At 39.1% G+C, this 2,526-nt stretch carries 2 protein-coding genes; both read right to left on the minus strand.

From position 1 onward, the window contains the following. A partial coding sequence (locus FKN99_RS17680) for a hypothetical protein (RefSeq protein WP_216658163.1) occupies positions 1-442 on the minus strand: 442 nt, incomplete at its 3' end. Continuing rightward, a partial coding sequence (locus tag FKN99_RS17685; protein WP_216658164.1) for a hypothetical protein occupies positions 439-2,526 on the minus strand: 2,088 nt, incomplete at its 5' end. The genes FKN99_RS17685 and FKN99_RS17680, both read right to left, overlap by 4 nt.

A 2,526-nucleotide genomic window follows, 5' to 3' on the forward strand; every position in this document is an offset into this window, starting at 1 on the left:
GTAAGTAATCTTTTATATCATCAAGTGTGATCTCGCTAAGGTTAATAATTAGTGGGGTGTTATTTTTGTCTCGTAATTCATTTGCATGAAGCACAAGGTTTGTGGCAGTAATTAATATTGCTCTGCTGCGTAAAGGGCGAGTTATTCTTCCTATCAAGTTTAAGTAGAGAATGCTGTTTCGGATATCTTTTTTTAGGGTAATGTAACTTGAATCAGTTAAGTAGACTCCAGGTGCAATAAGTCTATGGAACGATAGCCTATCAGTTTTTCCTGACCTGTCTTCATTGGACAAAGGAAAACCTGTCTTAGCTAGCGTCCAAACATCATCTTTAATAGAGTTATTAATCATCCAGCGGGGCTTTGGAAAATCCCCTTGAGCTATGACGTTATCTTCTTCCTTGTGATCTAATAATTCTTTAAAAGCACTTTCTTTGTTCTTCATTCTTGCTCTCCTTTTGCTTCTTCCTGGATCACTATGTGTGCTTTTCTGAGCATTTGCTTGAACAAGATCGGGCCTTCAGAAATCTTGGTGATTGCTGTTTGGCACTTTTCTTTAAGCTCATCATCCTTACCTATTTTTGCATATTTAAGTGCGATGGCAATATTTTTCTCAGATACTGTGAAATAAATTTTGTTTTCGGTCTCGGTGCCATTTCCTTTTTTTGACATGGAGTCAAATAAAATTCCTCCCATGTCAGGGTTATTGAATAAATCTTCGGCCATATGCTCTAGTCTTTCACTCGATATGTCTAAGACTTTGGCAATGCTCCTTTCATTGTCAGCGCCAGAAGCAAGTACAAGTAGCATGTTCTGGAAAGACCTTAACTTAACCCTATATATCAATTCAGTTAACTGAGGAGGGATGTATCTGTCTAGAGTTGTTTTAACGCTATTTCCCAAGTAAGAGGCTGTTTTTAAAACATCTCCACGTGAAGATAAATAAAGGAGTATTGCTTTTGATGTTCGAATTTTCTTAAGTGTTGCATCTGGTAGAGAAGGGTGCGATAGCCTTGTTTCTATGCAGATGTTGTTGAACTGGTATTGGAATGCTTCAGGAGTTGGCAGCGTCGCACCATCTTTTGTTAGACATAACCATAGCTCATTCCTGCCTAAGTTTTTCCGGAATTGAGCAGTCATTTCAAGAGCCATTCGTAAACAAGCAGCTGCATCTATTTCGTGCGGCACTAGTTTGTTCAGGTCACCCGTGCTTCCATAAGCATCCTTTGTTTGAATTTTTCGTGCTCTTGGTTTTAGAGCCCTTAACCGCACTGTTCCTTCATTAGTTACCTGGACATACTCCTTGCCGCGATTATCGCTGTTTATCTTTACTCTGTACAAAGGATATGGATTAATCCCTAGTTCTTCTGTTATTATTATTTGCATTGCGGAAGCTATCCTGGATGTCAACCCCAGGTAGGGGAAGTGTTCAGGTTTCTTTTTTAAGTAAGGTACTTTGGGTAAAGGGGTGTTTTCCAGTAGCCGATCGAAATAAAAATCCAATGCTGCAATCGTGTTCTCAAAATATAAGGGGCGTATTGGGTTAAATGGACTAACGCCATTCTTTCTTTTTCCGTCCGGATTGTCTTTTAATAAATGGTGAGGGTGGTGCAAAAATTCGCGACATTCGCTAAAATTTATCATTGTGGGTTTTCTTAGGAATTTTTCATACTCTCCATGGACTATCTTTTGTGCTGAAATTACAAGCTCACTTAGATTTTGAGAAATATCCTTCTGTAGGCTGTCTAAGAAGTCATGTGAATTTTTGTGAGGATGTCGTGGTAAATTTGTGTAGATATCTATCTTCGATATTATTGGGTTGTTTGCGCGAATCCTTTGCGTTGCAACGCCACGTTTCATGTTTCCGGGCAACTCGGTTTCATTCGGCAGTAGGTTGTGCTCTATAAGGACTCTGAATGAATTTTTTAAATTTTGAAAAATACCATATGCAGTATTCCTTTGGTATTTGTCGAGAAGGCTGTCCCGAAATGCTGAAAGCTCACCTCTGATTAAGTCTGGATTGTTATGCCAGTGTTCGGAAGCAGAATGTATTCTTGGTAAAAATTCAGATAGCGGTAGGCGATGATGCTTAGGGTTCTTCTTAGATGAAATGTGCTCCACGAGACGTTGGGAAATTTCTTTAGTGCAGCATTGTTTTAGAATATTAAAAAAGATGTCTCCAGCACGAGGAGGGCTAGTCAATTTGCTCTTTATTTCGTGTGGTATGAGAGTTTTGCGGTAGTGACGATATTCATCTTCATTATAAATTTTAATTTTAAGAGAATCTGTCGATTTTATAAGGCCTAGTTTGGAGGCTTGCCCAAGCATGACGTCAAGTTGCATAAGTCTAGCGTGCGCGGTATTGTAAGTATGTACTTGACAAATGTGCGCGCAAATAAGATAAGCTTTTCTTTCGATTGCACTATCATTCTCTGTGGGTCGCTCCATTAGATATGGGAGAAACTGACACATTAATTTAAGCAGGCTTGAGCGGTATGCTTTATTGTTTTCACTTAAGCTGCCGATAAT

The organism is Halomonas hibernica, from assembly GCF_013183775.1.
Taxonomy (GTDB): domain Bacteria; phylum Pseudomonadota; class Gammaproteobacteria; order Pseudomonadales; family Halomonadaceae; genus Vreelandella; species Vreelandella citrativorans.